Raw genomic sequence first — 21,798 nt, 5'->3', positions numbered from 1 at the left:
GCTGCCACCGGCAGCCCGCGCTTTCATTCCGTTTTGAACGTCACCCGGATCGTCGTCCCCTCTCCGGGGGTACTGTCGAGCTCGAGTTTTGCGTTGTGATACGCTGCCCCGTGCTTGACAATTGACAAGCCGAGGCCCGTCCCGCCCCGCTCTTTGGACAGGCTCTTGTCAACGCGGTAGAAACGCTCAAAAACGCGGCTTTGTTCGTTATCCTGAATCCCGATACCCGTATCGGAAACAGCAAGCTCGACCTCATGATCCTTTTGTGTAACGGTCACCGTCACACTGCCGTTTTCTTTGTTGTACTTAATGGCGTTATCGCACAGGTTATAGATGATTTCATCAACGATCTGCTCAGCGCCGAAGATGACGGCGTGGTCTCCCGTCAACGTGACTGTCACGCCCTTGTCGTCCGCCGCCGGTTGAAGCGTTGCAATGACGTCGGCACAGGAATCGTACAAATCGACGCGGACTTTTTTGACCGGCAGCTCGTTATCATCAAGCTGAGATAGCTTGATGATATCACCGACAAGTGAAATCAGGCGCTGTGCCTCATCAAAAATATATCCGGCAAAGCGTGTTGTATCCTCATCCTTTACCATGCCGTTGCGCATAATTTCGGCAAAGCCGGATATCGAGGTCAGTGGTGTTTTCAGTTCGTGCGAGACGTTAGCCGTAAAGTCCCGCCGCATTTTTTCTCTGGCGAGATGCTCGGTTTTCAGTTCGTCCATCTGCTTTGAAATGATGCTGTTCTGCTGGGTGATTCTTGTTATCAGCGGTGTGAGCTCCGGATAAGCGATGCTGTTCTCCGGATGGTCAAAATCAATGGCGTTAATCGGCTTCATAATGCTTTTTGATATGCGCAGCGCTAAAAACAGCGACAGGGCAACGGCGACAATGAGCACAACGGCAAGCGGCCCAACAAGGCCCGGGAAAAGATCAAAAACCGACTTTTGTGTGATTGCCGTGCGCAAGACCGTCCCGTCCGGCAAGCGGACAGCATAATAGACCATGCGCTCGGCAAGCGTCCTTGAAAACCGGTCGCTTTTCCCTTCGCCCGTCTTTAGGGCGGCCTGAACTTCCGGCCGACCGGCGTGATTTTCCATCGTCGTGGCGTCGGCAACGCTGTCATAGAGCACGTTGCCGTCGGCAGCGATCCAAGTAATCCGCAGCGCATCCTGCTTCTTTAAATTGTTTAGATACTGCAGGCCATTTTCTCCGACGCCCTCGGCAATATAGGCCGACTCTTTTTCCATTTGATTTTCCAGCGCACCGGCATCATAGGTGTAGACGACGTTGAGAATCAAAATCAGGCTGGCAGAAAAGACGGCAATGGCGACGAGAAATATCCCCAGGAATATTCGTTTACTCATATGTACCCTCCACGGGCTTAAGACTCATAGCACGGCTGAATCAATTTTATAGCCGATCCCGCGCACTGTTTTGACATAGTCTCCCGCCTGCCCCAGCTTTTGCCGCAGAGTGCGGACGTGGACGTCCACCGTTCGGCTCTCGCCGTCAAACGCATATCCCCAGACCTTGTTAAGAATCTGATCGCGTGTAAGTACAATATCATGGTTTTCCAAAAGCAGGCATAGCATCTCAAACTCCTTCAGCGTCAGAATAACATTTTGACCGCCGACTTTGACAATGTGCTTTGACGGACAAACGTATAAAACACCCAGCTGATGTTCAACGGGGGAACTGCCTTCCTCCGTCCGCCTTAAAAGGGCTTTAATACGGGCCATCAGCTCGATCATCCCAAACGGCTTTGGAATATAATCGTCGGCACCCTGATCAAGCCCTAGCACCTTGTCGTATTCGCTGCCCTTCGCCGTCAACATAATTACCGGCAGTTTTTTTGTCACCGCTGAAGTCCGGAGCTTTCTTAAAATGTCAAGGCCGTTTTCTTCCGGCAGCATAATGTCGAGGAGTATGAGATTGGGCAGCGTCGCGTCCATTGCCCGCCAGAAGTCCGATGGCTTTTCAAATCCTGTGGCGTCGAGGCCGCTGTTATTGAGCGTATAGATGACAAGTTCTCGGATATTTTTATCATCTTCAATTAGGTAAATCATCGTTTGCCGCCTCCTGTGTCTGTTTATCAAATCATGATAAGACCAGATGATAAAATCTAACGCTTAGCCTCTGTTAAATATATGTTAACTTCAATTGTATTCTATCACAGTGTCCAACAGGGCGAAAGGGCGTTTTTGGCGTAAGAAGGGGACGGCGCCTATTCAAAAGGCAGCCGTCCCTTTAATTGATGATTTTGCGATAGCGCTAGCTTTCCATCTGCTTGCCGAGAAACCCCGCAACAGTCTGCGCCAGCTTATACTCAACTTCACCGAGAAGCTTTTCGCCCTCCGAAAAGAAGATAACACAGCCCATCACGTCGCCCTCGGAAATAATCGGCGCCGCTGTTTCAATGATATATTTTTCACTACTGTCAATGATCGGCAGCCCCTTTTCACCGCTTTTTCGCTGGTACAGGCGCCGCGCTTCCATCAGCTGTTCCAGGTCACTGCTGATATGCTTGTCCGTGAGTTCTCTTTTTGGAACGCCGCAGACAGAGATATACGAATCCCTGTCGGCAACGGCGGCAAAGCAGCCAGCCGTTTTAAACAGCGTCTCGCAGATTTGGTTGGCGCTTTCTGACCATTCACCCATTGGTGAATACTTCTTGAAAATGACTTCGCCGTCTTTTTCCGTATATATTTCCAGCGGGTCGCCCTCGCGGATACGCATCGTCCGGCGGATCTCTTTTGGAATAACAACGCGTCCCAGATCATCGATTCGACGCACGATTCCGGTTGCTTTCATATATATATGACCCTCCCTTGTTTTACAACAATAGTATCCACAGTATTATTCTGACTATTCAGCAGCATTTCGTTTGCCTCTATTTGCCATATACGCGCTTCATTCTAGATTTCGAAAAACAAAAAATAAGCGCCCGTTTAGGCGTTTATTTTTGTGCGCGGCGTTATACCGCAAAAATGAGCAGGGGGCTCTTCGCCCCCCGCTGTGCTTTATTAAACAAGCTCTACAATGGCCATCTCGGCCGCGTCGCCGCGCCGGGGGCCGATTTTGGTGATGCGTGTGTATCCGCCGTTGCGTTCGGCATAGCCGGGCGCCAGCTCTTTAAAAACCTTTGTCACAATGTCTTCCCGTGTCATGAAAGACATCGCCTGGCGTCTGGACGCCAGCGTGTTCTTTTTGCCGAGGCTGATCATTTTCTCGGCAAGCGGCGCAATTTCCTTAGCGCGGGCAACCGTTGTCTCCATCCTGCCTCTGTCGAGAAAGTCGGTGACCTGCTGCCGCAGCATCGCAAGACGCTGGTCCGTCGTTTTGCCGAGTTTACGTATTCCAGGCATGTCGTTTGCCTCCTTAAACTGAAATATTAACTGTTTTCGTCGCTCGTCAAGGACAGGCCCATCATGGCCAGTTTATGAACGACTTCTTCAAGCGATTTACGCCCCAAATTGCGGACCTTGATCATCTCCTCCTCGGATTTGGAGATCAGGTCTTCAACCGTATTGATGTTGGCGCGTTTGAGGCAGTTGAAGCTACGGACGGACAGGTCAAGCTCTTCAATCGTCATCTCAAGCACCTTGTCTCTCTGTGTCTCTGCTTTTTCAACGACGGTCGATTTACTGCCGATTGTCTCCGAGAGGTCCGTAAACAGCGCGAAGTGGTCACAGAGGATTTTAGCACCCAGCGAAACGGCGTCTCTGGCGGAGATGGTTTTATCCGTCCAAACCTCAAGCGTCAGCTTGTCAAAGTCCGTCATATTACCAACACGCGTATTTTCAACTGTATAGTTAACCTTCTGCACCGGCGTATAGATCGAGTCGATCGGAATAACGCCGATAATCGGCTGCTGCAGCTTGTTGCGTTCGGCTGAGACGTATCCTCTGCCGTGGCCAAGCGTCATCTCAATACTGAGTGTCGCGTCGGCGCTTAGTGTGGCAATATGCAGGTCGGGGTTTAAAATCTCAACCTCGCTGTCCGGCTTGATATCACCAGCCGTGACGGCACCCTCGCCCGTTGCTTCTATATAGATCGTTTTTGCTCTCGGGTTGTGGAGTCTCGCGATAATCCCCTTGATGTTGAGGATAATCTCCGTGACATCTTCCTTGACTCCCGGAATCGTTGAAAACTCATGCTGTATGCCGGCGATTTTTACGGTCGTCACGGCGGTACCGGGCAGTGAAGACAACAGAATTCTGCGAAGGGAGTTTCCTAAGGTCGTGCCATAACCGCGCTCCAACGGCTCGACAACATATTTGCCATATGAATCGTCACCCGGCGTTTCAATGCATTCAATACGCGGTCTTTCAATTTCTACCATATATACCCTCCTTCAATGATCGGCGCATAGTCGCGCTTCGATGTGACAGCTATCCAATATGAGGGCTTGTATCTTACTTCGAGTAAAGCTCAACGATCAGCTGCTCGGTGATCGGCAGGTCGATTTCCTCTCTGGCGGGGAGACCGACAACCTTGGCCGACTGCTGCGTCGCATCATACTCAAGCCACTTCGGGGGCTGCCTGAAGGAATTTGCTTCGATCACCGACTTAAACTTATCCAGGCTTCTGCTGGAGTCTTTCAAGGCGAGGACCATTCCCGGCTTGACGATAAACGAGGGTATGTTGACCTTTTTGCCATTGACCTTGAAGTGCCCGTGCAGCACGAGCTGCCTGGCCTCGGCGCGGCTCATTGCAAAGCCGAGTCTGTAAACGGTATTGTCAAGGCGTCTTTCAAGGAGCGCGAGCAGGTTTTCGCCCGTCTTGCCCTTCATTTTGCTGGCTATATCGAAATAGCCTCTGAACTGGCTCTCCAAAACGCCGTAATATCTCTTTGCCTTTTGCTTTTCACGCAGCTGCGTGCCGTATTCGGACACCTTTGTACGGCCCTGTCCATGCTGACCCGGCGCATAAGCCCTGCGGTCGACGGCGCATTTTTCCGTGTAGCACCGGTCGCCCTTGAGAAAGAGTTTTTGTCCTTCCCTGCGGCAGAGGCGGCAAACTGCATCGGTATATCTTGCCATAGATTATTCCTCCTTAAACTCTGCGTCTTTTCGGCGGACGGCAGCCGTTGTGCGGTATGGGCGTCACGTCTTTGATCATGGTGACTTCAAGCCCAGCCGACTGGAGCGCACGAATCGCCGCTTCACGGCCGGAGCCTGGGCCCTTCACGAAGACTTCAACCGTCTTCAGCCCGTGCTCCATAGCAGCCTTGGCAGCCGTCTCTGCGGCTGTCTGAGCGGCGTAAGGCGTTGATTTCCGGCTTCCGCGGAAACCCATGCCGCCGGCAGAAGCCCAGGAAAGCGCGTTGCCTGCCGTATCGGTCACAGTAACCATCGTGTTGTTGAAGGACGAGCTGATATGCACGGCGCCCTTTTCGATATTTTTGCGTTCGCGGCGTCTTTTGACGACCTTTTTGCCCTTTGCGGGTGCTGCCACAGTGACCCCTCCTTACTTCTTCTTGTTGGCGATTGTGCGCTTGGGTCCCTTACGGGTGCGCGCATTCGTTTTGCTTCTCTGGCCGCGGACGGGGAGGCCTCTTCTGTGGCGAGTGCCTCTGTAGCAGCCGATTTCTGTCAGGCGCTTAATATCCAGCGCAACGGTACGCCGAAGGTCGCCCTCCACGACAAAGTTCTTATCGATGCACTCACGCAGTGCCGTTTCCTCGGCCTCGGTGAGATTCTTGACTCTCGTATCGGGATTGATGCCGGTTTGTTCAAGGATCTTCTTCGCGCTCGTCCTGCCAATGCCAAAGACATACGTCAGTCCGATTTCAATCCTTTTGTCCTTAGGCAGGTCAACGCCGGAAATACGTGCCATACTTTTTAATCATTCCTTTCGTTCATATGAGGAATCTACAGAATTAACCCTGTCTCTGCTTGTGTTTGGGGTTTTCACAAATAACCATAACTTTGCCCTTGCGCTTGATGATTTTGCATTTCTCGCACATGGGTTTAACGGACGGTCTCACTTTCATAATCAAGCATCCATTTCTCCGGCGTGAGTGAACTGTTTAGCGGCACCTGTCGGTTCTCGCCGGTATCGCGACAGGCTGTGTATTGTTTTCGCTCCGAAGAGCGGATATCAATTAACCGTTATTTACTCCGCCATGTGATCCTGCCGCGTGTCAGATCGTATGGCGACATTTGAACCGTCACCTTGTCACCCGGCAGAATTCTGATAAAGTTCATCCGGAGCTTGCCAGAGATATGCGCCAGAATGGTGTGCCCACCGCCAATATCGACCTGAAACATCGTATTCGGCAGCGACTCTAAAACGATACCTTCGAGTTCTATCATGTCGTCTTTTGCCAATTTACATACCTCCTTTATCTCCGAGTTGATTCGCTAAATGCTCAGCAAGTGCCCGTCTCAAATCACTATTGGTGACCTTTTGTCGGCTACGGATTTTTTCCGCTGCCCGGCAACCGCTTTTCGTCTCGAACCGGACATGCTTGAGCTTTTTTCGCTTAGGTTTTTCAAGCCGCCTGCTTTTCCCGTCGCACAGATAAACGAAGTTATCGGCCACATCGACGACAAAGAAGCGCTTGCCCTTGTCTCTGCCGTTAACGGATGTGACGATGTCTGACAATTCGATTCCCATCATTATAGATCCCCTGCCGTTGTGAGGATTTCGGGTGTCCCATCCGTCACGAGGATGCTGTTTTCATAATGGGCCGAGAGCTTCCCGTCAAGCGTGACGACCGTCCATTTGTCCGGAAGGACCCGTATGGCGGCAGTCCCCACGTTAACCATCGGCTCGATTGCCAGTGTCATGCCGCGAACGAGTCTAGCGCCGTGCCCCGGCCGACCGAAGTTCGGGATCTCCGGCGGCTCGTGCATTGCCGAGCCCACACCGTGGCCGACGTATTCGCGGACAACCGAAAAACCATTTTTTTCAACATAACTCTGGATGGCGTGTGAGATATCGGAGATTCGAAAGCCTTCCCGGGCATATTTGAGGCCTTCAAAGAAGCTGCTGCGGGTGACTTCGATGAGGCGCTCTGCCTCGGCCGATGCCTTACCGACAACAAAGGTTGCTGCGCAGTCACCGATATAGCCGTCTTTCGTCGCGCCGACGTCGATGCTGATGATATCGCCGTCACATAACGCGCGTTGACCTGGGATGCCGTGAATAACCTGATCGTTGACGGATGCGCAGATACTGCCGGGAAAACCGTGATAATTGTAGAAGGTTGGAACAGCGCCCTGGGCACGAATGAAGTCATGGACACACGTATCGATTTCCTTTGTCGTGACACCCACTTTTGCCATTTCGCCCCCCAGCGCGAGCGCAGCAGCCGCGATGCGCCCGGCGCGGCGCATGAGCTCCGCTTCTCGGGATGATTTGAGTTTAATCATCTTAAATCCCCAAGGCTTTTAAAATAACCTCGGTTGTTGCCTCAATCGTCGGCTGATTGTCAACAGACTTCAGCTTTCCTCTTGATTTGTAAAAGTCAATGAGCGGCTCCGTCTCCTGGTGATAAACCTTCAGCCGGTTTTTAACCGTTTCAGGTTCATCGTCCTTTCGAACGGTAAGCGCGCCGCCGCAGGCGTCGCAGACGTTTTCTGCTTTTGACGGGTTTGATACGACGTGGAAGGTGGCGCTGCACTGCGCGCACGTCCGCCTGCCGGTCATTCTCGCCTCAATCTCCGCGTCGGATATTTCAATGACAACCGCTGCGTCGATATCGACACCGGCGTCCTCAAGCGCCTTAGCCTGGCCGATTGTTCTCGGCATGCCGTCGAGGATGTATCCGCCGGCGCAGTCAGCTTCTGCAAGGCGTTCTTGAATGATCCCGATGATAACGTCATCCGGGACAAGCCCGCCGGACTCCATGTAAGCTTTGGCCTTCAGGCCGATGGGGGTGCCGTTTTTCACGGCCGCCCTTAAGATATTGCCGGTTGAAATCGTCGGTATCGAGAGCTTTTTGCTAATAATGTCGGCCTGTGTTCCTTTGCCGGCACCCGGTGCTCCCAAAAGTATCAGTTTCAACAGAAATCCTCCTTATTCAAGGAAACCTTTATAATGGCGCATAAGCATCTGCGCTTCAAGCTGCTTCATCGTCTCCAGCGCAACGCCGACGACAATGATGATGGACGTGCCGCCGAGTGAAATGCCCTGTTCCGCCGCAATTGGCGAGAAGAAACTAATGATAATCGGCGTGACGGCAATGATGGCGAGGTACAAGGCGCCGAAGAGCGTGATTTTAGTCAGCACCTTTTGTATAAACTCGCTCGTCGGCTTGCCGGCCCGGAAACCGGGGATAAATCCGCCGTTCTTCTTTAGGTTGTTGGCCACCTCAACGGGGTTGAACTGTATCGTCGAATAGAAATACGCAAAGAAGACGATCAGCAGGAAGTAAATGAGCGCATACGTCCATGTATTGGTATTGAATGCGTTCAAAAACCAGTTTGTTTTTGTATTCCACGCCGGGACAAAGGTGACAACCGTCGCTGGGAGCGATGCGATCGACTGCGCAAAAATGATCGGCATAACGCCCGACATATTGACCTTCATCGGCAGATGTGTCGACTGGCCGCCATACATTTTACGTCCGACGACGCGTTTGGCATACTGTACCGGTATGCGCCGCTCCGACTGCGTGACGATGACGATCATCACAATGACGAGCAGAACACCAATGAGAAGCAGGACGTGCAGCAGCCAGGAGGACGGCTCGGCTTTGACCTTTGTGATGGTTTCGACAAGCTGTGTCGGCCACCGGGAGACAATGCTCGTAAACAGGATGATCGAGATGCCGTTGCCGATGCCGAATTCGGTGATCTGCTCACCCATCCACATCAGCAGGCAGCTGCCCGCCGTGAAGGAGAGGATAATGACAATCGCCGGCCAGACATCGCCCGTTGTAAGGATCTGCGGGCTTGTGCTGTTTTTCATGAGGAAGTAATACCCGAGACCCTGAATGAGCCCGATGCCGAGCGTCGAATAGCGGGTAATTTTCTCAAGCTTTTTCTTGCCTTCCTCGCCACCTTCCTTCTGAAGGCGTTCCATAGCCGGGATGGCAATCGTCAGAAGCTGGATGATAATCGATGCGTTGATATACGGCTGGATGGACAGTGCGAAGATCGTCGCCCTTGAGAAAGCGCTGCCCGACATAACGTTGTAAAGGCCCAGCACGGTGTTCTGCATCGACTGGAAATAAGTGCTGAGCGCCTCGACGTTGACATACGGAACAGGCACGGCGTCACCAAGACGGTAGAGCAACAGGATGAAGCCCATGAATATGAGCTTTTTCCTGATTTCTTCGATTTTCCATGCGTTGCGTATTGTCTGCAGCACTTAAATCACCTCGGCCTTTCCGCCGGCGGCTTCGATTTTCTCTTTGGCCGATTCTGAAAAAGCGGAGGCTTTGATTGTCAGTTTCTTCGTGAAGGCGCCGTTACCGAGTATTTTGACGCCATAGACGCATTTGGAAATCACACCGGCGGCAAGAAGTTCTTCCGCGCCGATGACGGCACCGTTGTCAAACCGCTCAAGTTCAGAGACGTTGACTGCCTCTAAGGGCTTTGCAAAAATATTATTGAACCCGCGTTTTGGGACGCGGCGGACAAGGGGCATCTGGCCGCCTTCAAAGCCGACCCGGACGCCGCCGCCCGAGCGCGCTTTCTGTCCTTTATGACCGCGCCCGGCCGTTTTGCCGTTACCGGTGCCGGGGCCTCTGCCCTTGCGCTTGGCAACGTGCGTGGAGCCTTCCGCGGGAGAAAGATCGTGTAGATTCATGCTCCTTGCGCCTCCTTATTCTTCTGTGACTGAGATAAGATAGCCAATCTGAGCGATCTTGCCTCTCGTCTGCGGATTGTCGGGCTGCACGGTCTGGCTGCCGATTTTGGTAAGCCCCAATGATTTTGCCGTGGCGATGTGGCTTTCCAGTCGGCCGCTTAAACTCTTGACCAGCTTGATTTTAATGTTCGCCATGTTGCTGCCCCCTAACCCTGGATTTCTTCGACGCTCTTGCCTCTCGTCTTGGCGACCTGAGCGGCGTCGCGGAGCGACTTGAGTCCGACCATGGTGGCAGCGACGACGTTCTGAGGATTGTTGGAGCGCAGGCATTTTGTTCTGATATCGTGAATTCCGGCAGCTTCAACGACAGCGCGGACGGCGCCGCCGGCGATAACGCCGGTACCGGCGGGAGCCGGCTTTAAGAGCACGCGGCCGGCGCCGAATTCACCCACCACCTCGTGCGGGATTGTTGTTCCGGTCATCGTGATGGTGACAATATTCTTTTTGGCATCTTCGATACCCTTGCGGATTGCTTCGGAAACCTCGCCGGCCTTGCCGAGTCCGAACCCGACGCGGCCTTTGCCGTCACCAACGACGCAGAGTGCGGCGAACTTGAAGATTCGGCCGCCCTTAACGGTTTTGGAAACGCGGTTTAAGGAAACGACCTTCTCCACGAACTCCGACTGTACTTCTTCTCTTTTGTTATCTCTTCTGTTGTTACCGTAAGCCATGTTGTTTCCTCCCCCCGTTAAAAGTTCAGCCCGCCCTCGCGGGCGCCGTCTGCCAGTTCCTTGATGCGGCCGTGATAAATGTAACCGCCGCGGTCAAAAACGATCGTCTCAATGCCTTTTTCCTTGGCGCGTGCGGCAATCATCTGGCCAATCTTTTTGGCGGCTTCCTTGTTCCCGCCGGAACCTTCAAAGTTCTTTTCAACCGACGAAGCCGAGCAAAGCGTCGTCATGTTGACATCGTCAATCAGCTGCGCGTAAATGTTTTTACCGCTACGGAAAACATTCAGTCTCGGGCGCTCCGGCGTGCCGGTAATTTTGCTTCTGACCCTTTTGTGTCTCTTTAAACGCTGCGCTTTTGTATTTGGTCTTTTAATCATTTAGGCACACCTCCTTTTACTTTTTGGCGCCGGTCTTGCCTTCTTTGCGGCGAATGACCTCGTCTGAATATTTGATGCCTTTGCCCTTATACGGCTCGGGCGGTCTTTTCTTTCTGACATCGGCGGCAAATTGACCGACGATCTGCTTATCGATACCGCTGATAACAATCTTGTTCGGCGCGGGCACATCGATTTTGATGTCGTTCGTCTCTTCAACGATTACTTGGTGTGAAAAGCCGAGGTTCATCACAAGCTTGTTGCCTTCTTTTGTCGCTCTGTAGCCGACACCGTTGACATCAAGTTCTTTTTTAAAGCCCTCGGTGACGCCGGTGACCATGTTGGCGACAAGCGTTCTTGAAAGACCATGCAGCGAGCGGTGCACCGGCTGGTCGGTTGGACGCGTCAGTTTTATAACGCCGCCCTCAATCTCAACTTTGATTTCCGGATTAAGCGCCGTCTCTAATGTGCCCTTCGGCCCTTTGACGGTCACGACATTTGTGTCGGACACCTTGACGTCAACGCCGCCGGGGATGCTGATAGGGGTTCTACCGATTCTTGACATATCTGCTCCCCCTTACCACACAAACGCAAGGACTTCGCCGCCGACATGTGCCGCTCTGGCTTTTTTGTCGGTCATGACGCCCTTGGACGTTGAAATGATAGCAATACCCAGCCCCTTGAGGACCTGGGGCAGTTCCTCCGCACCCGCGTACATGCGCAGACCGGGTTTGGAAACACGGCGCAGACCCGTGATGGCCTTTTCGTTGCCGTTATATTTTAAGGTAATTTTAATAACGCCCTGCACGCCGTCATTAATCAGCTGAAAATTCTTGATATACCCTTCTTCCAGTAGAATTTCGGCAATCGCCTTCTTCATGTTGGAAGCCGGAATGTCAACCGTTGCGTGTTTTGCCGAGCATGCGTTGCGAATCCGCGTGAGCATATCGGCAATAGGATCGGTAATCTGCATAGATTTTCCTCCTTATTAGAGTTACAGGATGATTCCTGTCGTCGTGACGAGGTATCACGCTGGTCTGCATGACCTTTCGCCATCGTTATGCGCGTTTATCTGGGCCGACGCTGTGTGCGGCTTAGAGAATTTTTTCGCAGTCGAAGCGGAGGAGCCGCCGCTGTATTAAGATACTGCAAGGCTCCGACGCAAAGACTCCGGAATAATTACCAAGACGCCTTGCGAACGCCGGGGATCTGGCCCTTATAAGCCAAATTGCGGAAGCAGATACGGCACACGCCATAATCGCGGAGATACGCATGCGGACGGCCGCAAATCTTGCACCGGTTATAGGAACGGGTTGAGAATTTGGCCGCTCTCTGCTGTTTTAAAATCATTGCTTTTTTTGCCATGTTCTTTCTCCTCCCTACGCCTGAATGAACGGCGCACCCAGAAGCGTCAGAAGCTCTCTGGCCTCTTCGTCGGTGCTCGCTGTTGTGCAGATGGCGATGTCCATGCCGCGGATCTTTTCGATCTTATCGTAATCGATCTCCGGGAAAATGAGCTGCTCCTTGATACCGAGGGCAAAGTTGCCGCGGCCGTCGAAGGAGTTAGCGGAAATGCCGCGGAAGTCACGCACGCGCGGCAACGCGATGTTGAAGAGCCTGTCTAAAAACTCCCACATCTTATCCTGCCGCAGCGTCACCTTAACACCGACCGGCATGCCTTCGCGCAGCTTGAAGTTAGCAACAGACTTTTTCGCCTTGGTGATAACAGCCTTCTGGCCGGTGATGGCGGTGATGTCTTTGACGACGGCGTCTAAAGCCTTCGTGTTATCTCTGGCGTCGCCGCAGCCGACGTTGATCACGATCTTCTCAAGCTTCGGGATCTGCATCACGCTCTTGTATTGAAACTTCTTCATCAGGGCGGGAGCAACTTCATCCGCATATTTTTTCTTCATTCTTGCCATTTGTGCCCCTCCCTCCTATATTTCTGCGCCGCATTTTTTGCAGACGCGAACCTTTGTGCCATCTTTTTTGAACTGATGGGCTGGTCTTGTCGGCTTCGAGCACTTCGGGCAGACGCGCATCACCTTGCAGGCGTAAATCGGCGTTTCTTTTTTAATGATACCGCCGGGGTCGCCCTGCTTGCGGGGCTTCGTATGCCGCTTGGCAACGTTGACGCCTTCAACGATGACCTTGCTGTTCGCCGGGTCGGCGCTGATGACCTTGCCTTCCTTGCCCTTATCCTTGCCCGACAGGACAATGACCGTATCGTTTCTTTTGATATCCATTCCCGTACCTCCCTATATCACTTCGGGAGCAAGCGACAGGATCTTCATATAGTCCTTGTCACGGAGCTCTCTGGCCACTGGCCCAAAGATACGGGTCCCTCTGGGGTTTTTGTCTTCCTTGATGAGGACGGCCGCATTTTCGTCAAACCGGACGTAAGTGCCGTCCGTTCTGTGCACGCCCTTGGCCGAGCGCACGATGACAGCCTTAACAACGTCTCCTTTTTTAACGGTACCGCCGGGTGCCGCCTTGCGGACGGAGGCCACGATCACATCACCGATGTTGCCGTATTTCCTCTTGGAGCCGCCAAGGACACGAATGCATTTTATTTCTTTGGCGCCGGTGTTGTCGGCAACCTTCAGATATGTTTCCTGCTGAATCATTTTGGCGCCTCCTTACTTTGCCTTCTCAATGATCTCGACGAGACGCCAGCGCTTATCCTTCGACAAAGGGCGCGTCTCCATGACGCGGACTCTGTCGCCGATGGCGCAGTCGTTGTTCTCATCGTGAGCTTTCAATTTATAGGTTCTCTTAATAATCTTTTTATAAAGCGGATGCGCGACGCGGTCTTCAACGGCCACGACGATCGTCTTATCCATTTTATCTGAAACAACCTTGCCGACCCTAGTCTTTCTGGAAGATGTTCTTTCTGCGTTCATTCTGCCTTACCTCCTCACTGCTCGAGCTGTTTCTGACGAATAACTGTTTTGACTCGGGCAATATCCTTTTTGACTTGGGATATCTTAACAGGGTTGTCAAGCTGATTTGTGGCATGCTGCATTCTCAAAAAGAACAGGTCTTTTTTCAGACCGGAGAGCTTTTCCTCCAGCTCAGAGGCGGAGAGTTTACGTACCTCATTTGCCTTCATCTTATTCACCACCTGTCTCGGTCTCACGCATAACAAACTTCGTCTTCAGGGGAAGCTTGTGGCCGGCGAGGCGAATGGCTTCGCGGGCTGTTTCCTCTGAAACGCCGGATATCTCAAAGAGAATTCGACCCGGCTTGACAACGGCAACCCAGTATTCCGGCGAGCCTTTACCGGAACCCATGCGGGTTTCGGCGGGCTTTGCTGTTACCGGCTTATCGGGGAATATCTTAATCCAGACCTTACCACCGCGCTTTGTATAACGCGTCATGGCGATACGGGCTGCTTCGATCTGATTGGATGTGATCCAGGACGGCTCTGTCGCCTGCATGGCGTATTCGCCGTAAGCAATGGTGTTCCCGCGCGTTGCTTTGCCCGTCATGCGTCCGCGCATCACCTTGCGATATTTAACTCTTTTCGGTAAAAGCATTACTGTGCGCCTCCCTCTTTTGGCGTCTGCGGAGCCTGACCTGCCGGGCGCGGCGTGTAACCGCCCTGACCGGCGGGACGACCGGCATTTGCACCGCCAGGGCCGCGGTTATAGCCGCCTTGGCCACCCTGACCGCCTCTGTAGCCGCCCTGGCCGCCCTGACCGCCGCGATAGCCGCCTTGGCCACCCTGACCGCCGCGATAGCCGCCCTGACCGCCGCGGTTGCCGCCGCGATCACGGCGCTCTCTCGGGGGTCTTGTCGTATCCATCGTCCGCGGCGTTGTGCGCAGCGTCTGATTCAGAATTTCGCCGTTATAAATCCATACTTTAACGCCAATGCGCCCATAAGTCGTTGCCGCCTCATGGAAGCCGTACTCTATGTCGGCACGGAGCGTCTGAAGGGGAATTGTCCCTTCGTGATAAGACTCACTTCTGGCAATTTCGGCACCGCCCAGGCGACCGGCGACCGTGACTTTAATGCCGCGCACGCCGAGGCGCATGGCGCGCTGCATGGCGTTTTTCATCGCGCGGCGGAAGCCGATGCGCTTTTCCAGCTTTGCCGCAATGCTCTCGGCAACAAGCTGGGCGTTCGTATCCGGGTTTTTCACTTCAACGATGTTGAGCGCAACTGGCTTGCCGAGTCTTTTTTCCATTTCGCCGCGCAGGCGCTCAATTTCAGCGCCGCCCTTGCCGATCACGACGCCGGGGCGCGAGCAGTGAATCAGGATTTTGATCTTCGCGTTATCACGCTCGATCTCTATTTTCGGAACGCCTGCGGAAAACAGGAGCTCTTTCAGATATTTGCGAATGTTATAATCCTCAACAATCAGGTCTCCCACCTTATCGGCTCTGGCATACCAGCGGGAATCCCAGTCTTTAATGACGCCGACGCGGAAGCCGTGCGGATTAACTTTCTGTCCCATAATTTCCCCCTATTCCTTTTCCTTCACCACGATCGTGATGTGAGACGTTCTTTTGTTGATACGGTAGCCTCTTCCCTGCGCTCTCGGCATCATGCGCTTAATGATCGGGCCGGGATTGGCAAAAGTCTCGGAGACATAAAGGTTTTCGGGATCAAGATTATGATTGTTTTCGGCGTTGGCCACGGCGCTTTTGAGAAGCTTGAGCATCAGCTCGGCGGCGGCCTTCGGCGTCTGCATCAGAATAGCCTGCGCTGTTTTTGTATCTTTGCCGCGGATCAGGTCGCAGACGATTTTGACTTTTCGCGGTGCAATGCGCGCGTAATTTAAATGTGCCTTAGCATCCATCTTTCGTCTGCCTCCTTATTTCGTTGTTTTGCTGCCCGCGTGGCCTCTGAAAGTCCGCGTCGGGGCAAATTCGCCCAGTTTGTGGCCGACCATGTCTTCCGTGATATAAATCGGCACATGGCGGCGGCCGTCGTGAACGGCTATGGTGTGCCCGACGAAGGACGGAAAGATCGTCGTGGCGCGGGACCATGTTTTCAGGACCTTTTTATCGCCTGCTTTATTCATCTCATCGACCCTTTTGAGAAGCTCCGGTGCGGCAAAGGGGCCTTTTTTAACACTTCTACTCATTTAACTGCTGACCTCCTTACCTTATTTCGCGTTGCGGCGCTTGACGATGAACTTCGATGTCGGGTTCTTTGTCTTGCGTGTCTTATAACCGAGCGTCGGCTTGCCCCACGGGGTCACGGGTCCGGGACGGCCGATGGGGCTCTTGCCCTCACCACCGCCGTGCGGGTGGTCGTTCGGGTTCATGACAGAGCCGCGGACGGTCGGGCGGATGCCCATGTGGCGTTTACGTCCAGCCTTACCGATGGAGATGTTCGAATGGTCCGCGTTGCCGACCTGACCGATCGTCGCCATACAGTTCATGCGGATATAGCGGTACTCGCCTGACGGCAGCCTGACCTGAGCAAGAGAGCCCTCTTTCGCCATCAGCTGGGCCGCTGTGCCCGCCGAGCGGACAAGCTGCGCGCCCTTGCCGGGGTAGAGCTCGATATTGTGAATAACGGTGCCGACCGGGATGGCGGAAATCGGCAGGGCGTTGCCCGGCTTGATGTCCGCGGCGGCGGAAGCGGCGACAGTGTCGCCCGTGCCGAGGCCGACAGGTGCGAGGATGTAGCGGCGCTCGCCGTCGGGGTACTGGACGAGTGCGATGTTGGCCGTCCTGTTCGGGTCGTACTCCAGGCGGAGAACGGTACCTGCTTCGGCTTTGTCACGCTTGAAATCAATGATTCTGTATTTCCGGCGATTGCCGCCGCCCTGATGGCGGACGGTAATGTGCCCGTAGCTGTTGCGACCGGCATGCTTTTTCAGCGGCTCAACGAGCTTGCGTTCCGGTTTAGCCTTCTTATCAATTCCGTCGAAACCGGAAACAGACATATGCCTTCTCGACGGAGTGGTGGGTTTGTAAGTTTTGATTGACATGAAATCTTCCTCCCTTAAACCATTCCTTCGAAGAATTCAATCGTCTTGGAATCTTCGGTCAGCTTGACAACGGCCTTTTTCCACGCGCTGCGGCGGCCCTCCGGATAACGGCCGGTTCTCTTTCTCTTGCCCTGCATGTTGAGCGTGTTGACCTTATCGACCTTGACGCCGAAGATTTCCTCAACGGCTTTCTTGATTTCGATCTTATTTGCGTCGCGGGCGACCACGAAGGCGTATTTGTTAATATCACCCTGCTCCATCGACTGCTCGGTGATGATCGGGCGAATGATGATATCGTAAGCGGTTTTCATTATGCGTAAACCTCCTCGATCGTCTGCAGCGCCGCCTTGTCAACGATAAACGTTTTGGCGTTGAGCACGTCATAGGCGCTTAAAATGGTGGCAATCGTTGTCTGTACGCCGGGGATGTTGCGCGCACTTTTGATGACGGCCTCGCGGACTTCCGGGGTGACGACGAGTGCCTTGCCGGAAACGCCCACGGCGCTTAAAAACTTAATAAAATCCTTTGTTTTAATCGACGTCATCTCCAGGTTGTCAACAACGATAATCGCCTCGTCAACAGCCTTCTGGGACAGCGCGGATTTCAACGCCAGCTTTTTGAGCTTCTTGTTGATCGTGTAGCGGTAGTCACGTGGCTTCGGTGCGAAGGCAACGCCGCCGTGTGTAAACTGCGGGGCTCTCGTCGAACCCTGACGGGCGCGGCCGGTACCCTTCTGGCGATAGGGCTTGGCGCCGCCGCCGGAAACCTCGGCACGGGTCAGCGCCGACTGCGTGCCTTGGCGGACGTTGGCCAGATGGTTTTTCACAGATTCGTGAAGTGCCTGTTCGTTCGGGTTTATGCCGAATATGGCATCGGAAAGCGTCACCTCGCCGGTGACCTCGCCCGCCATATTGTATACTTTTAATGTAGGCATCTGACTTACTCCTTCCTAGCTCCTGGCCGATTGTTTTTGCGGGTTGGTGCTGACTGTCACAACAGTGTTCTTGACACGGTTGTTTTTGACGGTGTTCTTAATATAGACAACACCGCCCTTGGGGCCGGGAATCGCACCTCTGACAGCAATCAGATTGAGCTCAGGGTCAACCTTGACGACGTCCAGGTTCATAACGGTGACCTGCTCGGCACCCATCTGACCGGCGCCGATTTTACCCTTAAAGATTCTTGACGGGTCGGTGTTCGAGCCCATCGAACCGGCATGCCGGTGGACGGGGCCGCCGCCGTGCGTTGTCGGTGTGCGCTGCGCGCCGTGGCGCTTGATAACGCCGGCATACCCTTTACCTTTTGAAACGCCGGTAATGTCAACCTTGTCACCCTCAGTGAAAACGTCGGCCTTCAGCTCGTCGCCAACATTGTAGGTTGCGGCCATCGAGAGCTTAAACTCTTTCAGATGCTTTTTAAGGGCGGTACCCGCCTTCTTCAGATGGCCGAGCTCCGGCTTTGAAAGCTTTCTTTCCTTCTCGTCCTGATAGCCGAGCTGTACGGCGTCGTAGCCGTCTTTGTCTGCCGTCTTCTTCTGCACGACGACGCAGGGACCGGCCTCAATAACGGTCACAGGGATGACCTTGCCGTTATCATCGAAGATCTGCGTCATGCCGACCTTTTTGCCGATGATTGCCTTCTCCATATTTTTTCCTCCTCATAAAAGGTTATTGGTTGGCGTGCTGCGCTTTTGCGTCAGCTGCCAACATGACCCTCGCCGTCACATCGTCGCGCACCCGCTTCGCTGGGCTGCGCTCGGTTTGCACAGTGCAATAAAACGGCATGGGAACATTACAAAATTGTCTGTTAAAGCTTGATCTCGATTTCGACGCCCGCGGGCAGCTCCAGTGACATCAGCGCTTCAACCGTCTTCTGTGTGGGGCTGATAATATCAATCAGCCGCTTGTGCGTCAGCCGCTCAAACTGCTCACGGCTATCCTTATATTTGTGAACCGCGCGCAGAATCGTCACAATTTCCTTCTTCGTCGGAAGCGGAATCGGACCGGAAACCTTTGCCTCCGTGCGCTTGGCTGTTTCAACGATCTGCCCGGCCGCCTGGTCGATCAGCTGGTGATCGTAGGCTTTGAGCCTAATGCGGATCATTTTCTTGCTTGCTGCCATGTTTTTTTCCTCCTGATAGTACGATTTTTTGATGTCGCGGCTGTGCCGCTAAAAAATCCGTACGGAAGAGAAAATTCTGTACACCGAACCGTGCGTATCATTCCTGCTCATAAATCAAACCGGCTTGGTTTTCCGGCCGGTTTGCTCCTGATCATGGCGATATACGCCTAAACAGCACTTTCTCAGCCGCCCGATTGCGTGCCGACACGCGGTCGGCACCGGACATACTCCCCGGAAGTGACCAGGCAAAGTGCCTGCAATCTCCCGGATCATCGCAGTTTTTGCGCCTTAGAGCATAGTTATCCCATCAGAGCGCCTTGATAGAATATCAAATGAAATGCACCATGTCAATAGAATTCTGCCGGTTTTGCGAAGAAATTTTAATTGGATTTCACTTAACGCCTTACAGCCCGAACAGGCGGCCGATTTGGTAGACAAGCAACGAGATAACATAGGCTGCCGCAAGCTGCCAGCCAACGGATAGTACCGTCCATTTCAGGCTGTTCATTTCCCGATAAATCGTTGATACAGCCGCCACGCACGGGACGTAAAGGAGAATGAACACCATGTAGGAAAAAGCCGACAGGGGTGTAAATCCCGTGAGGGCAGCCGCAACAATGGCACCCGACGCCGTCAGAGAAAAGCCGTAGAACATGGAAAGGGACGCGACAACGGCCTCCTTTGCGATGATGCCGGTCAAAAGTGCCACGGCCGCCTGCCAAACGCCGAAGCCCATGGGCTTGAAGATGGGCGCAATGAACGTGCCGATACCGGCCAGAATCCCGTCGGCGCTGTTCGGCACCATCTGAAGGCGCCAGTTGAAGTTCTGGAGAAACCACAGAACAATGCTCATGAGGAAAATGAGTGTCCCGGCTCTAATTAGGAAGTCCTTCACCCGCTCCCAGACGTGGATGAGCGTGTTGTTCAGCGTCGGCATCCTGTATGGTGGCAGTTCCATCACAAAGGGGGCCGGTTCCCCGGCAAACAACGTTTTTTTGAAGAAGAGGCCGGAGACAATCGCCATGATCATGCCGAGCAGATACAGCGAAAAAACGGCCACACCGGCCCAAGCACCGAAAAAGGCGGCGGCAATCAGCCCGTAAACGGGCAGCTTTGCTGAACAGCTCATAAACGGCACAAGCAGAATCGTCAGACGTCTGTCCTTTTCATTTTCCATCGTGCGCGCGCCCATGATGGCGGGCACCGTACAGCCGAAGCCCATCAGCATCGGAATAAACGCCTTGCCGGACAACCCGAAATGGCGCAGCAGCCGGTCCATAATAAACGCCGCACGCGCCATGTATCCGGTATCCTCCAAAAGCGACAGGAAGAAAAACAGCAGCGCAATCTGCGGCAAAAACGTCAGAACGCCGCCGACGCCGGAAATAACGCCGTCTGTCACGAGGCTCGTCAGCCACGGGATGACATGGGCCCCGGCAAGAAACGCCGCCAGCCACCCGGAAAACGCATCGATCATAAACGCCACGCCGTCGGACAAAAATGCGCCGACGGGGCCGAATGTCACGGCGAACATAAGAAGCATCATTGCCAAAAAAACAGGGACGGCGAACAGGCGGTGCGTTGCGATTTTATCAATCCGGTCCGTCGTTGTCTCCGAACTGACGACGCCTTTTTTGACGGCTGCCTTGACAACGTGCTCAATATATTGATACCGGCTGTCGGCAATCAGCGTCTCACGGTCTCCGAGTCCGCCCAGCGTCTCATACTCTCCGGCAATGATGTCAACTTTTGCCGCCGTGCCGCTGTCAAGCCGGAGCGCCCGGCGGACGATATCGTCGCCCTCCAAAAGCTTGATAGACGCCCAGTGCGCCGGTATATTTGCCGCGTAGGCGTTGTCATGGATCAGTATACCGACCCTGTGATGAATTTCATGCGTGAGGCAGTCATATAAGTCGTCCGGCTCAATTGTATAACCGAGGTGCATCTGCCGGTGCGCCACGTGCAGAAGCTCTTCCAAATTTTCGCCTGTCCGCGCCGAAATGGGGATGACGGGGATGCCGATCTCTTTGGAAAGGCGGGCAACGTCAATCATGTCGCCGTTTTTCCGCGCCTCGTCCATAAAATTGAGGGCCATAACCATCGGCCGCTCCAGCTCGAGCAGCTGAACGGTGAGGTACATGTTCCGCTCCAGATTCGTGGCGTCGACAATGTTGATGATGGCGTCCGGCCGTTTGTCCGCCTCGCCGCCGATGATGTAGTCGCGCGCAACAAGCTCTTCAAGTGAATATGGCGAGAGGGAATAGATGCCCGGGAGATCGACAATGGTAATCTCCCTGTCTCCCAATGTGGCAACGCCCTCTTTTTTTTCAACCGTTACGCCGGGCCAGTTGCCAACATATTGGTTTGAGCCCGTCAGGGCGTTAAAAAGCGTTGTTTTGCCGCAGTTGGGGTTACCGACAAGCGCAATGCTCATTCGCCGCGTGTCATGGACGAATGTGTCATACGGCGCGGCGTGGTTGTTCAGCTCGTGCTCGTGCTCCAGGCGCATGCGCCGGAGTGTTTCGGGGTCAAGCGCTCGTGCGCTGTAGCTCGTGAAGGACGATGTTTTCTTCCGGCGCGCTGGCAGCGCATCGCCAACGCCGACCTGCGCGGCGTCCTCCCGGCGGAGGGAGAGCTCGTAGCCGCGAATGCGCACCTCAACAGGATCGCCGAACGGCGCAATCCGCTTGACGGTCACGCGTGTTCCTGGCGTCAGGCCCATATCAACGAGCCGCCGCTTAACGGCGCCCGACTGGCCGCCGACCGATAAAATGACGGCGCTCTGCCCCGGCACAAGGCCGTTTAATGTTTTTTCAAGTTTTTCCGCCATTTGGGTGCTCCTTTATTGCCA

The 21,798-nt window shown here is 53.8% G+C and carries 36 protein-coding genes; all 36 read right to left on the bottom strand.

The genetic code is table 11. From position 1 onward, the window contains the following. Nucleotides 1–23: 23 nt before the first annotated feature. The 36 genes from IZU99_00900 to feoB all read right to left on the bottom strand — a co-directional run bounded on the left by IZU99_00900 (nucleotide 24) and on the right by feoB (nucleotide 21,777). Nucleotides 24–1,373, bottom strand: a complete 1,350-nt coding sequence (locus tag IZU99_00900) for a PAS domain-containing sensor histidine kinase (protein ID UOO37857.1) — start codon at nucleotides 1,371–1,373, stop codon at nucleotides 24–26. A gap of 24 nt (nucleotides 1,374–1,397) precedes the next feature. Further along, nucleotides 1,398–2,075 (bottom strand): response regulator transcription factor, encoded by a 678-nt coding sequence (locus IZU99_00895; protein ID UOO37856.1) that lies wholly within the window; start codon nucleotides 2,073–2,075, stop codon nucleotides 1,398–1,400. Nucleotides 2,076–2,280: 205 nt separating this feature from the next. Beyond that, complete coding sequence (locus IZU99_00890; GenBank protein UOO38703.1) at nucleotides 2,281–2,826, bottom strand: AbrB/MazE/SpoVT family DNA-binding domain-containing protein; 546 nt, start codon at nucleotides 2,824–2,826, stop codon at nucleotides 2,281–2,283. A 206-nt stretch (nucleotides 2,827–3,032) separates the two neighbouring features. After that, entirely contained in the window at nucleotides 3,033–3,374 is a 342-nt protein-coding gene (gene rplQ, locus IZU99_00885; GenBank protein UOO37855.1) for a 50S ribosomal protein L17, read from the bottom strand. Nucleotides 3,375–3,400: 26 nt separating this feature from the next. Next, nucleotides 3,401–4,351 carry a DNA-directed RNA polymerase subunit alpha gene (locus tag IZU99_00880; GenBank protein ID UOO37854.1) on the bottom strand — a complete coding sequence of 317 codons (951 nt, stop codon included), beginning with the start codon at nucleotides 4,349–4,351 and terminating at the stop codon, nucleotides 3,401–3,403. A gap of 73 nt (nucleotides 4,352–4,424) precedes the next feature. Further along, nucleotides 4,425–5,051: a 30S ribosomal protein S4 gene (gene rpsD / locus IZU99_00875; GenBank protein UOO37853.1), complete on the bottom strand. Its 627-nt coding sequence runs from the start codon at nucleotides 5,049–5,051 to the stop codon at nucleotides 4,425–4,427. 13 nt (nucleotides 5,052–5,064) lie between these two features. Next, nucleotides 5,065–5,466: a 30S ribosomal protein S11 gene (rpsK, locus tag IZU99_00870; protein ID UOO37852.1), complete on the bottom strand. Its 402-nt coding sequence runs from the start codon at nucleotides 5,464–5,466 to the stop codon at nucleotides 5,065–5,067. A gap of 12 nt (nucleotides 5,467–5,478) precedes the next feature. Then, nucleotides 5,479–5,847, bottom strand: a complete 369-nt coding sequence (gene rpsM / locus IZU99_00865; GenBank protein UOO37851.1) for a 30S ribosomal protein S13 — start codon at nucleotides 5,845–5,847, stop codon at nucleotides 5,479–5,481. Between the two features lie 43 nt (nucleotides 5,848–5,890). Further along, nucleotides 5,891–6,004 (bottom strand): 50S ribosomal protein L36, encoded by a 114-nt coding sequence (rpmJ, locus tag IZU99_00860; protein UOO37850.1) that lies wholly within the window; start codon nucleotides 6,002–6,004, stop codon nucleotides 5,891–5,893. Nucleotides 6,005–6,122: 118 nt separating this feature from the next. Continuing rightward, on the bottom strand, nucleotides 6,123–6,341 hold the full coding sequence (infA, locus tag IZU99_00855) for a translation initiation factor IF-1 (protein UOO37849.1): 219 nt from the start codon (nucleotides 6,339–6,341) through the stop codon (nucleotides 6,123–6,125). 1 nt (nucleotide 6,342) lies between these two features. Next, on the bottom strand, nucleotides 6,343–6,630 hold the full coding sequence (locus IZU99_00850) for a KOW domain-containing RNA-binding protein (protein ID UOO38702.1): 288 nt from the start codon (nucleotides 6,628–6,630) through the stop codon (nucleotides 6,343–6,345). A gap of 2 nt (nucleotides 6,631–6,632) precedes the next feature. Continuing rightward, nucleotides 6,633–7,388, bottom strand: a complete 756-nt coding sequence (gene map / locus IZU99_00845; GenBank protein ID UOO37848.1) for a type I methionyl aminopeptidase — start codon at nucleotides 7,386–7,388, stop codon at nucleotides 6,633–6,635. Between the two features lies 1 nt (nucleotide 7,389). Continuing rightward, entirely contained in the window at nucleotides 7,390–8,022 is a 633-nt protein-coding gene (locus IZU99_00840) for an adenylate kinase (protein ID UOO37847.1), read from the bottom strand. Nucleotides 8,023–8,034: 12 nt separating this feature from the next. Next, nucleotides 8,035–9,330 (bottom strand): preprotein translocase subunit SecY, encoded by a 1,296-nt coding sequence (gene secY / locus IZU99_00835; protein UOO37846.1) that lies wholly within the window; start codon nucleotides 9,328–9,330, stop codon nucleotides 8,035–8,037. Continuing rightward, nucleotides 9,331–9,771, bottom strand: a complete 441-nt coding sequence (gene rplO, locus IZU99_00830) for a 50S ribosomal protein L15 (GenBank protein UOO37845.1) — start codon at nucleotides 9,769–9,771, stop codon at nucleotides 9,331–9,333. It lies immediately after the preceding gene. A gap of 15 nt (nucleotides 9,772–9,786) precedes the next feature. Beyond that, a complete protein-coding gene (gene rpmD, locus IZU99_00825; GenBank protein UOO37844.1) occupies nucleotides 9,787–9,966 on the bottom strand; it encodes a 50S ribosomal protein L30 in 180 nt (59 codons plus the stop codon). Between the two features lie 11 nt (nucleotides 9,967–9,977). After that, nucleotides 9,978–10,502, bottom strand: coding sequence for a 30S ribosomal protein S5 (gene rpsE, locus IZU99_00820; GenBank protein ID UOO37843.1), 525 nt, complete (start codon nucleotides 10,500–10,502; stop codon nucleotides 9,978–9,980). A 17-nt stretch (nucleotides 10,503–10,519) separates the two neighbouring features. After that, nucleotides 10,520–10,879 (bottom strand): 50S ribosomal protein L18, encoded by a 360-nt coding sequence (rplR, locus tag IZU99_00815; GenBank protein ID UOO37842.1) that lies wholly within the window; start codon nucleotides 10,877–10,879, stop codon nucleotides 10,520–10,522. Between the two features lie 16 nt (nucleotides 10,880–10,895). Next, the gene (gene rplF / locus IZU99_00810) at nucleotides 10,896–11,441 is read right to left on the bottom strand and encodes a 50S ribosomal protein L6 (GenBank protein ID UOO37841.1); all 546 of its coding nucleotides are present in this window, start codon (nucleotides 11,439–11,441) and stop codon (nucleotides 10,896–10,898) included. A 12-nt stretch (nucleotides 11,442–11,453) separates the two neighbouring features. Then, entirely contained in the window at nucleotides 11,454–11,849 is a 396-nt protein-coding gene (gene rpsH / locus IZU99_00805; GenBank protein UOO37840.1) for a 30S ribosomal protein S8, read from the bottom strand. A 206-nt stretch (nucleotides 11,850–12,055) separates the two neighbouring features. Beyond that, on the bottom strand, nucleotides 12,056–12,241 hold the full coding sequence (locus tag IZU99_00800; protein UOO37839.1) for a type Z 30S ribosomal protein S14: 186 nt from the start codon (nucleotides 12,239–12,241) through the stop codon (nucleotides 12,056–12,058). Nucleotides 12,242–12,255: 14 nt separating this feature from the next. After that, the gene (gene rplE, locus IZU99_00795; protein ID UOO37838.1) at nucleotides 12,256–12,798 is read right to left on the bottom strand and encodes a 50S ribosomal protein L5; all 543 of its coding nucleotides are present in this window, start codon (nucleotides 12,796–12,798) and stop codon (nucleotides 12,256–12,258) included. A 15-nt stretch (nucleotides 12,799–12,813) separates the two neighbouring features. Further along, nucleotides 12,814–13,122: a 50S ribosomal protein L24 gene (locus IZU99_00790; GenBank protein ID UOO37837.1), complete on the bottom strand. Its 309-nt coding sequence runs from the start codon at nucleotides 13,120–13,122 to the stop codon at nucleotides 12,814–12,816. Nucleotides 13,123–13,134: 12 nt separating this feature from the next. Further along, nucleotides 13,135–13,503 (bottom strand): 50S ribosomal protein L14, encoded by a 369-nt coding sequence (gene rplN, locus IZU99_00785; protein ID UOO37836.1) that lies wholly within the window; start codon nucleotides 13,501–13,503, stop codon nucleotides 13,135–13,137. A gap of 12 nt (nucleotides 13,504–13,515) precedes the next feature. Then, the gene (gene rpsQ, locus IZU99_00780) at nucleotides 13,516–13,779 is read right to left on the bottom strand and encodes a 30S ribosomal protein S17 (protein UOO37835.1); all 264 of its coding nucleotides are present in this window, start codon (nucleotides 13,777–13,779) and stop codon (nucleotides 13,516–13,518) included. Nucleotides 13,780–13,793: 14 nt separating this feature from the next. After that, entirely contained in the window at nucleotides 13,794–13,988 is a 195-nt protein-coding gene (gene rpmC / locus IZU99_00775; GenBank protein UOO37834.1) for a 50S ribosomal protein L29, read from the bottom strand. A gap of 1 nt (nucleotide 13,989) precedes the next feature. Then, complete coding sequence (rplP, locus tag IZU99_00770) at nucleotides 13,990–14,415, bottom strand: 50S ribosomal protein L16 (GenBank protein UOO37833.1); 426 nt, start codon at nucleotides 14,413–14,415, stop codon at nucleotides 13,990–13,992. Continuing rightward, entirely contained in the window at nucleotides 14,415–15,338 is a 924-nt protein-coding gene (rpsC, locus tag IZU99_00765) for a 30S ribosomal protein S3 (protein UOO37832.1), read from the bottom strand. Before rpsC ends, rplP begins: the two co-directional genes overlap by 1 nt. A gap of 9 nt (nucleotides 15,339–15,347) precedes the next feature. Continuing rightward, nucleotides 15,348–15,683, bottom strand: a complete 336-nt coding sequence (gene rplV, locus IZU99_00760) for a 50S ribosomal protein L22 (GenBank protein UOO37831.1) — start codon at nucleotides 15,681–15,683, stop codon at nucleotides 15,348–15,350. A gap of 15 nt (nucleotides 15,684–15,698) precedes the next feature. Next, complete coding sequence (gene rpsS / locus IZU99_00755; GenBank protein UOO37830.1) at nucleotides 15,699–15,971, bottom strand: 30S ribosomal protein S19; 273 nt, start codon at nucleotides 15,969–15,971, stop codon at nucleotides 15,699–15,701. A 21-nt stretch (nucleotides 15,972–15,992) separates the two neighbouring features. Beyond that, nucleotides 15,993–16,826, bottom strand: coding sequence for a 50S ribosomal protein L2 (rplB, locus tag IZU99_00750; protein UOO37829.1), 834 nt, complete (start codon nucleotides 16,824–16,826; stop codon nucleotides 15,993–15,995). 14 nt (nucleotides 16,827–16,840) lie between these two features. Next, nucleotides 16,841–17,137 (bottom strand): 50S ribosomal protein L23, encoded by a 297-nt coding sequence (gene rplW, locus IZU99_00745; protein ID UOO37828.1) that lies wholly within the window; start codon nucleotides 17,135–17,137, stop codon nucleotides 16,841–16,843. After that, nucleotides 17,137–17,760, bottom strand: a complete 624-nt coding sequence (rplD, locus tag IZU99_00740) for a 50S ribosomal protein L4 (protein ID UOO37827.1) — start codon at nucleotides 17,758–17,760, stop codon at nucleotides 17,137–17,139. Before rplD ends, rplW begins: the two co-directional genes overlap by 1 nt. 15 nt (nucleotides 17,761–17,775) lie before the next feature. Beyond that, nucleotides 17,776–18,471, bottom strand: coding sequence for a 50S ribosomal protein L3 (gene rplC / locus IZU99_00735; protein ID UOO37826.1), 696 nt, complete (start codon nucleotides 18,469–18,471; stop codon nucleotides 17,776–17,778). 161 nt (nucleotides 18,472–18,632) lie between these two features. Next, a complete protein-coding gene (rpsJ, locus tag IZU99_00730; GenBank protein UOO37825.1) occupies nucleotides 18,633–18,947 on the bottom strand; it encodes a 30S ribosomal protein S10 in 315 nt (104 codons plus the stop codon). A 403-nt stretch (nucleotides 18,948–19,350) separates the two neighbouring features. Continuing rightward, nucleotides 19,351–21,777 carry a ferrous iron transport protein B gene (gene feoB / locus IZU99_00725; protein ID UOO37824.1) on the bottom strand — a complete coding sequence of 809 codons (2,427 nt, stop codon included), beginning with the start codon at nucleotides 21,775–21,777 and terminating at the stop codon, nucleotides 19,351–19,353. Nucleotides 21,778–21,798 lie beyond the last annotated feature (21 nt).

The organism is Oscillospiraceae bacterium CM, assembly GCA_022870705.1.
Taxonomy (GTDB): Bacteria; Bacillota; Clostridia; order Oscillospirales; family Oscillospiraceae; genus Sporobacter.
This window is presented reverse-complemented; position numbering and strand designations above follow the sequence as displayed.

Coding starts and splice junctions, on each gene's coding strand:
- rpsQ (UOO37835.1), bottom strand. CDS start 13,779: ATGAACGCAGAAAGAACATCTTCCAGAAAGACTAGGGTCGGCAAGGTT.
- rplN (UOO37836.1), bottom strand. CDS start 13,503: ATGATTCAGCAGGAAACATATCTGAAGGTTGCCGACAACACCGGCGCC.
- map (UOO37848.1), bottom strand. CDS start 7,388: ATGATTAAACTCAAATCATCCCGAGAAGCGGAGCTCATGCGCCGCGCC.
- rplF (UOO37841.1), bottom strand. CDS start 11,441: ATGTCAAGAATCGGTAGAACCCCTATCAGCATCCCCGGCGGCGTTGAC.
- IZU99_00800 (UOO37839.1), bottom strand. CDS start 12,241: ATGGCAAAAAAAGCAATGATTTTAAAACAGCAGAGAGCGGCCAAATTC.
- IZU99_00900 (UOO37857.1), bottom strand. CDS start 1,373: ATGAGTAAACGAATATTCCTGGGGATATTTCTCGTCGCCATTGCCGTC.
- feoB (UOO37824.1), bottom strand. CDS start 21,777: ATGGCGGAAAAACTTGAAAAAACATTAAACGGCCTTGTGCCGGGGCAG.
- rplP (UOO37833.1), bottom strand. CDS start 14,415: ATGCTTTTACCGAAAAGAGTTAAATATCGCAAGGTGATGCGCGGACGC.
- IZU99_00790 (UOO37837.1), bottom strand. CDS start 13,122: ATGGATATCAAAAGAAACGATACGGTCATTGTCCTGTCGGGCAAGGAT.
- rpsJ (UOO37825.1), bottom strand. CDS start 18,947: ATGGCAGCAAGCAAGAAAATGATCCGCATTAGGCTCAAAGCCTACGAT.
- IZU99_00850 (UOO38702.1), bottom strand. CDS start 6,630: ATGGGAATCGAATTGTCAGACATCGTCACATCCGTTAACGGCAGAGAC.
- rplD (UOO37827.1), bottom strand. CDS start 17,760: ATGCCTACATTAAAAGTATACAATATGGCGGGCGAGGTCACCGGCGAG.
- rplB (UOO37829.1), bottom strand. CDS start 16,826: ATGTCAATCAAAACTTACAAACCCACCACTCCGTCGAGAAGGCATATG.
- rplQ (UOO37855.1), bottom strand. CDS start 3,374: ATGCCTGGAATACGTAAACTCGGCAAAACGACGGACCAGCGTCTTGCG.
- rpmD (UOO37844.1), bottom strand. CDS start 9,966: ATGGCGAACATTAAAATCAAGCTGGTCAAGAGTTTAAGCGGCCGACTG.
- rpmC (UOO37834.1), bottom strand. CDS start 13,988: ATGAAGGCAAATGAGGTACGTAAACTCTCCGCCTCTGAGCTGGAGGAA.
- rplC (UOO37826.1), bottom strand. CDS start 18,471: ATGGAGAAGGCAATCATCGGCAAAAAGGTCGGCATGACGCAGATCTTC.
- rpsH (UOO37840.1), bottom strand. CDS start 11,849: ATGCAGATTACCGATCCTATTGCCGATATGCTCACGCGGATTCGCAAC.
- IZU99_00880 (UOO37854.1), bottom strand. CDS start 4,351: ATGGTAGAAATTGAAAGACCGCGTATTGAATGCATTGAAACGCCGGGT.
- rpsD (UOO37853.1), bottom strand. CDS start 5,051: ATGGCAAGATATACCGATGCAGTTTGCCGCCTCTGCCGCAGGGAAGGA.
- rpsE (UOO37843.1), bottom strand. CDS start 10,502: ATGGCTTACGGTAACAACAGAAGAGATAACAAAAGAGAAGAAGTACAG.
- rplW (UOO37828.1), bottom strand. CDS start 17,137: ATGAAAACCGCTTACGATATCATCATTCGCCCGATCATCACCGAGCAG.
- IZU99_00895 (UOO37856.1), bottom strand. CDS start 2,075: ATGATTTACCTAATTGAAGATGATAAAAATATCCGAGAACTTGTCATC.
- rpsS (UOO37830.1), bottom strand. CDS start 15,971: ATGAGTAGAAGTGTTAAAAAAGGCCCCTTTGCCGCACCGGAGCTTCTC.
- rplO (UOO37845.1), bottom strand. CDS start 9,771: ATGAATCTACACGATCTTTCTCCCGCGGAAGGCTCCACGCACGTTGCC.
- rplE (UOO37838.1), bottom strand. CDS start 12,798: ATGGCAAGAATGAAGAAAAAATATGCGGATGAAGTTGCTCCCGCCCTG.
- rpsC (UOO37832.1), bottom strand. CDS start 15,338: ATGGGACAGAAAGTTAATCCGCACGGCTTCCGCGTCGGCGTCATTAAA.
- rpsM (UOO37851.1), bottom strand. CDS start 5,847: ATGGCACGTATTTCCGGCGTTGACCTGCCTAAGGACAAAAGGATTGAA.
- rplR (UOO37842.1), bottom strand. CDS start 10,879: ATGATTAAAAGACCAAATACAAAAGCGCAGCGTTTAAAGAGACACAAA.
- rpmJ (UOO37850.1), bottom strand. CDS start 6,004: ATGAAAGTGAGACCGTCCGTTAAACCCATGTGCGAGAAATGCAAAATC.
- rplV (UOO37831.1), bottom strand. CDS start 15,683: ATGGATGCTAAGGCACATTTAAATTACGCGCGCATTGCACCGCGAAAA.